This window comes from Polaromonas sp. P1_E3, assembly GCF_056405935.1.
In genome coordinates, this window is the sequence record NZ_JBFUBD010000144.1 from 1 (window position 1) to 6,693 (window position 6,693).

At 61.5% G+C, this 6,693-nt stretch carries 11 protein-coding genes; 6 read left to right on the forward strand and 5 right to left on the reverse strand.

Annotated features, from left to right (window positions below):
* On the reverse strand, positions 1–863 hold an 863-nt coding region (locus AC1D0Z_RS14065; RefSeq protein ID WP_477658846.1), incomplete at its 3' end, for an FAD-binding oxidoreductase.
* Positions 864–877: 14 nt separating this feature from the next.
* Positions 878–1,261 carry a DUF2069 domain-containing protein gene (locus AC1D0Z_RS14070; RefSeq protein ID WP_477658847.1) on the reverse strand — a complete coding sequence of 128 codons (384 nt, stop codon included), beginning with the start codon at positions 1,259–1,261 and terminating at the stop codon, positions 878–880.
* 58 nt (positions 1,262–1,319) lie between these two features.
* On the opposite strand from AC1D0Z_RS14070, the gene AC1D0Z_RS14075 reads away from it, so the two are divergent.
* The 5 genes from AC1D0Z_RS14075 (at position 1,320) to AC1D0Z_RS14095 (ending at position 3,853) form a co-directional block, all read left to right on the forward strand.
* A complete protein-coding gene (locus AC1D0Z_RS14075) occupies positions 1,320–2,534 on the forward strand; it encodes a YihY family inner membrane protein (RefSeq protein ID WP_477658848.1) in 1,215 nt (404 codons plus the stop codon).
* Between the two features lie 123 nt (positions 2,535–2,657).
* Positions 2,658–2,894 (forward strand): hypothetical protein, encoded by a 237-nt coding sequence (locus tag AC1D0Z_RS14080; protein WP_477658849.1) that lies wholly within the window; start codon positions 2,658–2,660, stop codon positions 2,892–2,894.
* A 182-nt stretch (positions 2,895–3,076) separates the two neighbouring features.
* Positions 3,077–3,220 (forward strand): hypothetical protein, encoded by a 144-nt coding sequence (locus AC1D0Z_RS14085; protein ID WP_477658850.1) that lies wholly within the window; start codon positions 3,077–3,079, stop codon positions 3,218–3,220.
* Between the two features lie 218 nt (positions 3,221–3,438).
* Positions 3,439–3,627, forward strand: coding sequence for a DUF3606 domain-containing protein (locus AC1D0Z_RS14090; protein WP_477658851.1), 189 nt, complete (start codon positions 3,439–3,441; stop codon positions 3,625–3,627).
* A 73-nt stretch (positions 3,628–3,700) separates the two neighbouring features.
* On the forward strand, positions 3,701–3,853 hold the full coding sequence (locus tag AC1D0Z_RS14095) for a hypothetical protein (RefSeq protein WP_477658852.1): 153 nt from the start codon (positions 3,701–3,703) through the stop codon (positions 3,851–3,853).
* Positions 3,854–3,871: 18 nt separating this feature from the next.
* Here the strand turns inward: AC1D0Z_RS14095 and AC1D0Z_RS14100 are convergent, their stop codons facing one another.
* Positions 3,872–4,240 (reverse strand): Mpo1-like protein, encoded by a 369-nt coding sequence (locus tag AC1D0Z_RS14100; protein ID WP_477658853.1) that lies wholly within the window; start codon positions 4,238–4,240, stop codon positions 3,872–3,874.
* 113 nt (positions 4,241–4,353) lie between these two features.
* Here AC1D0Z_RS14100 and AC1D0Z_RS14105 point away from each other — a divergent pair, with 113 nt between their 5' ends.
* Positions 4,354–4,788, forward strand: a complete 435-nt coding sequence (locus tag AC1D0Z_RS14105; RefSeq protein WP_477658854.1) for a thioredoxin family protein — start codon at positions 4,354–4,356, stop codon at positions 4,786–4,788.
* Here the strand turns inward: AC1D0Z_RS14105 and AC1D0Z_RS14110 are convergent.
* Together AC1D0Z_RS14110 and AC1D0Z_RS14115 are read right to left on the reverse strand one after the other, a co-directional pair.
* Positions 4,771–6,072, reverse strand: coding sequence for a cytochrome P450 (locus AC1D0Z_RS14110; RefSeq protein ID WP_477658855.1), 1,302 nt, complete (start codon positions 6,070–6,072; stop codon positions 4,771–4,773). The two genes, AC1D0Z_RS14105 and AC1D0Z_RS14110, sit on opposite strands and share 18 nt — an antisense overlap.
* The coding region (locus tag AC1D0Z_RS14115; RefSeq protein ID WP_477658856.1) for an alpha/beta fold hydrolase at positions 6,069–6,693 on the reverse strand (625 nt) is incomplete at its 5' end. The genes AC1D0Z_RS14110 and AC1D0Z_RS14115, both read right to left, overlap by 4 nt.

Below are 6,693 nucleotides of genomic sequence, written 5' to 3' on the forward strand. Positions count from 1 at the left end.
GAGTTCTCCAGCACCACGCACCAGGCGTGCTCCTGCCAAAAAGGTACGCGCTGTTGCGGGAAGTGTTTGGCCACCAGCCCAAGGGCGAACTGGCCCATGACCTCAAAACCGGTCAGGCCCGAGCCCAGGTGCTCATGCGCCAGGCCCAGCAACTGCACGGCGGCCTCAAGTGATGGCACAGCGGCAAAGGCGGTGAGTTGGGATTTGGGCATGGGATACAGCTTCATGACGGCGCCGGTGATCACGCCCAGCGTGCCTTCACTGCCGATGAACAGGTGGCGCAGGTCGTAGCCGGTGTTGTCTTTTCGCAGGCCAGACAGGCCATCCCAGATTTCGCCCTGTGCGTTCACAACTTCCAGGCCCAGGCAGAGATCGCGCGTATTGCCGTAACGCACGACCTGAGTGCCACCTGCGTTGGTACCGAGGTTCCCGCCAATGGTGCAGCTGCCTTCAGAGGCCAGGCTCAGGGGAAACAGGAAGCCCGCTTTTTCGCAGGCTTCCTGCAGGTTTTGCAGTACACAACCGGCATCGACCGTGATGGTCAGGTTGCCGGCATCCAGCGTGCGCACCTTGTTCATGCGTGTCAGGCTCAGCACGACCTGTGTGCCGGAGTCGTCGGGTGTCGACCCCACCACCATACCGGTATTGCCGCCTTGCGGCACGATGCTTACGCGGGCCGCCGCGCAGGCTTTCACCACAGCCGCGACTTCAGGCGTGGAACCCGGACGCACGACGGCCAGGGCCTTGCCGGTTTCGCGCTTGCGCCAATCCTGCACCCAGGGGGTGAGGTCGCCGTCGGTCAGGACGTTGGCTGCGCCGACGATCTCGCGCAGGGATTCAATCAGTTGGGTGTACGTGCTCACGTGTTCGGCTCGAGTTAAGGGGTTGATGGGGTCGCTGGGGGCTGGGCGTTTTTCAGGCGCACACGCACATGCAGCGCGCAGGCGGCAAAGAGCAGGAGGCACAGCAGCACCTCGATGAAGGCCAGGTAGTTGCCGGGTGCGCGGTCGCTCCAGGCCCGCACTGCGCCCTCGGTGAAGTACAGCCACACCAGGAGGCTCACCCAGCGGTAGGTGTACATGCGGTTTTTCATGATGCCGGCCAGCGGAATGCACAGCGGCAAGACCTTGAGCGCCAGCAGCGAGCCGCCTGGGCGTATCGGCGCCAGCCACATTTCCCAGGCCAGTCCCAGCACGATGAGGCCCAGCAGGCTGGCCAGCGCGAGCCGGCGGGTGATGTCAATTTGCGTTGTTTTGTTCATGGTCATGGGAACCCGCTGTACCGTCAACAGGTTCAAGGTCAGTGGCATGATACCGGGGATGAAATTTCGACAATATCTGGAGGACCTGTTGAGCGATCTGTCGCGCTTTCCGTGGCGCGGCACCGCGCTCACGCTGCGCGACCGTTTCCGGGAAGACCACATGGGCCTGACCGCCAGCAGCCTGACCTTCACCACGTCAATTGCGCTGGTGCCCTTTTTTACCGTCGCGCTGGCCATCTTCACGGCCTTTCCGATGTTTTCGAAGTTGCAGGGCGCCCTTCAGGCCTGGCTGATCCAGAGCCTGATCCCCGACAACATCGCCCGCCAGGTGCTGGGTTACCTGACGCAGTTCAGCCGCCAGGCCAACAAACTGGGCATCGCCGGCCTGGCTGTGCTGCTGGTCACCGCCATCGCGCTTATTTTGACGATCGATCGCACGCTCAACGGCATCTGGCGCGTCAGGAAGGCTCGGCCACTCACGCAGCGCGTGCTGATTTACTGGGCTGCCATCACCCTTGGGCCACTGTTGCTGGCGGCCAGCCTTGCTGTCACGTCTTATGTGCTGTCCGCCTCGGGCGGCCTGGTGGGCGCCTTGCCGGTCAGCCTGCGTTTCCTGCTCAGCGTCCTTCAGTTTTTCCTGGTGGCTGGCGGTATGGCGGCGATGTACCGCTATGTGCCCAACACCTATGTGAAGTGGTCGCATGCATGGGTAGGCGGCCTTTTTGTGGCCGCGGGCATTGAGGTGGCCAAGCGTGCCCTGAGTCTTTACCTGGGCGCAGTGCCGACTTATTCCCTGGTGTACGGTGCCTTTGCGACCCTGCCTATCCTGCTGGTATGGATTTATGTGTCCTGGATCATCGTGCTGATGGGAGCGGTCATCGCCGCCTACCTGCCCAGCCTGCTGGCCGGGGTGGCCCGTCGCGGCAGTGCCCATGGCTGGTATTTTCAGCTGGCCGTTGAAGTGCTCCAGCAATTGCACCGGGCGCTTGCCAGCCCGCGCAGGGGCGTCAGTGCTTCGCAGCTGGCTGAACTGCTGCAGGTGGACGGGTTGCAACTGGAGCCGGTACTGGAAACGCTGGTAACGCTGGACTGGATAGGCCAGCTCAATGAAGCGGAAGGGGAGGCGGAAGCCCGCTACCTGTTGCTGGCAGATCCTGATACCACGCCTCTGGAACCCCTCATACAGCTGCTGCTGCTGGACAAAGCTGAAGCGGTCCAGGGTTTGTGGGAAAAGGCGCGCTGGCCCGCCATACGGCTGCGGGACGCTCTCTAACCCTGAACGGCTGTCAACGGCAATAGCCCGTTTGGCCTAAAAGCCCAGTCGATTTTTGGGGATATTTGTCGCTTCCGGCTGGCTGTAACAAAATTGGGTTTTTGATTTTTTCACGCATTGACCATGCCATCGAAAACACCAGCCAGGCAAAAATTGGATGGCGCCATTGCCCATGAACGGCAGGCGCACCAGGAAGCCCGACGGATCTATGACGAACTGACGGCCAAAATGTGGGCCTACCAGACGGGCCAGGGGCCGGCACCCACCAACGAAGACTTCGAAATGTGGAGTCAGGCTGTGGAGCAGCGCGTCAAGGTCAAGCAATTGGGCATTCGGGTAGACGGCGAAACAGGTCTTTGATGCGTTACGCCGCCGCTATCCCGGGGTAAGAAATACCGCACAGCCTGCGGCGGTGCAGGCGCACATCTGCGCCATTTCAGTGTTCCTACGATTTGATCAATGGCTGCTTTGCGGCCGTTGGCCCGTTGGCCTTTTGCTGGCATGGTCCGCCATGCCATTTCCACCAACCTCAGGAGACTTCCATGCTGAAAAAACTGCTTGTCCTGGCCTTGACCTCCGGTTTGGCCGCCAAACTTTATAAATCGTATGCCAGCAAAAACGCGGCAGGCAACCCATCCTCCAGGCGGTCGGACTCCGCTTCGGCCAATCCTCCTAAACAGGCCTGAAAGGCTGCGTAAGCACTTGAAACGCCGGAATTGCCTGAACCTGCAAAAACCGTGAAAGCGGCGTAAGCCTTGTAAGGATTTTTTGGTGCACCGCACAAATTTTCGCCCGTCACGCCTTCAGGGGAGCGGGAGAAATGCTTACAAGACCGTCCCGGTGCTTACGCGACGATTCTCTCCATCTGCTGAAATTCCTTCAATTCAAACTGCTGGAGAAAATCGTGACATCACCATCGAACCTGATTGCCGACCCGGCCCTGCAAAACGAGCCCATCAATATCAACGAGGAAGCTTCCCTCAAATACTGGGTTAGCGCCCTCGATTGCAGTGAGCTGGAGTTGCGGGTTGCCGTGGCCGAAGTGGGGCCCGCCGCCAAAGACGTGAGCAACGAACTCGGGCGGTCCTTATGAGTGCCGCTGTTCCTCCTGCACCCGGACCGCTTGCGGTACGGGTGAAAGAGCCGTCAGCAGGCCTTTTTACTGGGTGGTCACGCAGTTGTCGGCTGAAGAACACACGGCAGACCTGCGTATCGAGGGCTCTGATCACCCATACCCCACGCATGAAGCGGCCCTGCAGGCAGGTGCGGCGTGCCTGAAGGCCCTGAAAACCACCCCCCTGCAGTCGCTGGAGTCCTGATGCCGCGCTGGTGTGGGCTCAGGCGCCGCGCACGCGCCGCAGGGCCTGAACCCACATGTCGCGGTACATGACCCAGTCCCCCATGAAGCTGTAAAGCGGCCGCTTGAATGAAGCAGGCCTGTTTTTCTCGAACACAAAATGCCCGACCCATGCGAAGCCATACCCGCACAGCAGGCCGGCCAGCAACCACCACGGATTACGGGTGATCAGCAATGCCGCCAGGCACAGCAGCGTAAGGGTGGAGCCCGTGAAATGCAGGCGGCGGCAGGTTGCGTTGCGGTGCTCGCCAAGATAGAACGGGTAAAAACTTTCGAATGAATCGAAGCTGCGCGGATCAACGGGTGGCGTGACGTCTGCTGGCCCCGCATCGGGGTTGATGGCATTCATGGTTTTGTCTCCTCTGCCGGATGGCCAGCAGCGCTCCTTATTTTGCGGCGCTGGCCATAATAGTCAATGCATGGCCATCCGGCCTTCGYATTTTTATGCGTGCATTCACCTGCATGCCACCCGCTTTGCTTCCAGAAACTCCCCATCGCGAATCTGTTGTGGTGCCGCCCGCCGCGCTCTGGGTGATTTGTCTTTGCGCAGACTGGTGCGGGCTTTGCCGCGACTACGCCGTCGTCTTCGCGGAACTGGCCCTGCGCTATCCGGAAAGCCGGTTTGTCTGGCTGGACATTGAAGACGAAGCCGAACTGGTTGGAGACCTGGAAGTGGAGACCTTTCCCACATTGCTGATCGCAGATGCGGCCGGCACGCGGTTCTTCGGCCCCCTGACGCCGCATGCGCAAACCCTTACCCGTCTGCTGGACTCGATGAAGCACACCGGTATCAGCGCAGCGCCCCATTTGCCATCAGCCCTGGCGCTGTTGCACGCCCTGGAGGCGGCGCCAGCGCACCGCGTGGCCACGCAACGACCGTCAGGCCGCAGTGATTGAAAACGGTGCTTTCAGAAAACCCCTGAAACGCGCGCGGCCGCCGCGTGTGGGGCTGGTGGTTAGCCGATAGTGCGGAAAGCGCCGCAGAAAGCGGCTGATCGCTATGCGGCCCTCAAGCCGCGCCAGGCTGAGCCCGGCGCACTGGTGAATGCCGAAACCGAAGGCCAGGTGGCGGTTGTCCTGCCGTGCAAGGTCCAGATGTTCCGGGTTGGAAAACTGCGCCGGGTCTCGGTTTGCGGCGCCAATGCACAGCGTCAGCAACGCGCCTTCGGGCAAATCCACGCCGCCCACGTGGCAGGCCTTGAGTGCACGCCTGTTTCCCAGCTGGTTGGACGACTCGAAACGAAGGAATTCGTCGATTTCAGTGGTCAACTCCACCAAATCGGCTTGAAGCCCTTTATCCATGAGCGCAAGCAGCTCCAGTTTTGATAGCAGCTGCTGCTTTGCCAGCGGCCATTCCTGTAGCAGCACCAGCGCGTTGCCGATCAGGTTGGTCGTCGTTTCGTGGCCGGCGTTGAGGATAAACACGCAGTTTTGCAGCAGCTCGATTTCGCTGAGTCTTTCACCCGATGCTTCTTCACCGATCAGCCGTGTCAGTACATCGTGTTCCGGGTCGCCCGGGTGTTTGCGCCGGTCGGCCACCAGGTCCTTGAGGTAGCGGGTGAAATCCCGCACGCTGCTGTTGCCCAGGGCCTCCTGTTCGGGCGTCAATTTGGGCTCCAGCGCCCCGAGTATGGCCAGTGACCAGCCGCGCAGCGGCGCCCGGTCGGCATGCGGCACACCCAGCAGGTTGCCGATGATCTCCACCGGGATCGCCGACGCGTAATCCTCGATCAGATCACCGCCGCCGCGGCGCTCGATGGCGTCCAGCAGGCCATCGACCAGCGTGATGAGCCCGGGCTCCATGCCGGCAATGGCGCGCCGGGTGAGGGCGCCCATGATCAGCTTGCGAACACGCGTATGCAGCGGCGGGTCATTGAACACCAGGCTGTTGGTGTGGTGCTCAAAAAGGGCCGAGGCTGCGCCGTACCTGGGCTCAAACTCCACCTTCTTGTCTGAGCTGAAAGTTTGCGCGTCGCGGTACACGGTCACCAGGTCGGCGTGACGTGTGAGGAACCAGGAGCCGTCCGGCATGCGTTTGACAGGCTCGGTTTCACGCAGCAGCGCATAGACCGGATAAGGGTTGGCATAAAAGTCCGGCGGCAGGGCGCGCAGGTCGAAGCTGGCGGCGATTTCCCGCGCACGCTGTTGCGTCATCGCCGGCGTGGCCGTCAGCACGCTCATGGCTGGATGAAGTCCTTCAGCGCAAACAAGACCCCTTCGGGCGCCTCGGTCATCATCTGGTGGCCGGCCTGCAGCATCACTGTCTTGCCATTTTTGGCTTTGGCCTGCAGCGGCGCCGCCATTTTGGGTAAGGTCATGGAGTCGTTCCTGCCCAGGATGAACAGTACCGGGCATGGCACTTTTTCGATGGCCGCTTCGCCGCCGGTGTAGTCGTCGCAGGCCTTGAAACCGCGGTGGAACAGGTTGACTTTGGTGTTGCTGGCCAGCACCCGTTTCATCAGCGCCTTCGATCCGCCATACAGCCATGTGCCCGGGCCCAGCGACGAAGGCGGTGGCGCCAGCATGGAGTGCGAGAAGGTGTTCACCATGTCGATGGCCTTCATCGGCTGGTTCAATGCGCTGTCCAGCAGCGCGGGGGACACCTTCATGGGTGCGGCGGTTCCCAGCAGCGCCAGGTGCGTCACCTTTTGCGGTGCAGTGGACGCCGCATGCAGCGCTGTGAGGGAGCCAAAGCTGTGGCCTGCGAGCGCAGCGGTTTTGATGCCGGCCGCATCAAGCAGCGCGACGATGAAGCCGGCAGCATCTTCCACCGAGTGCGGCGGATCGCCTTCGCTTTTGCAG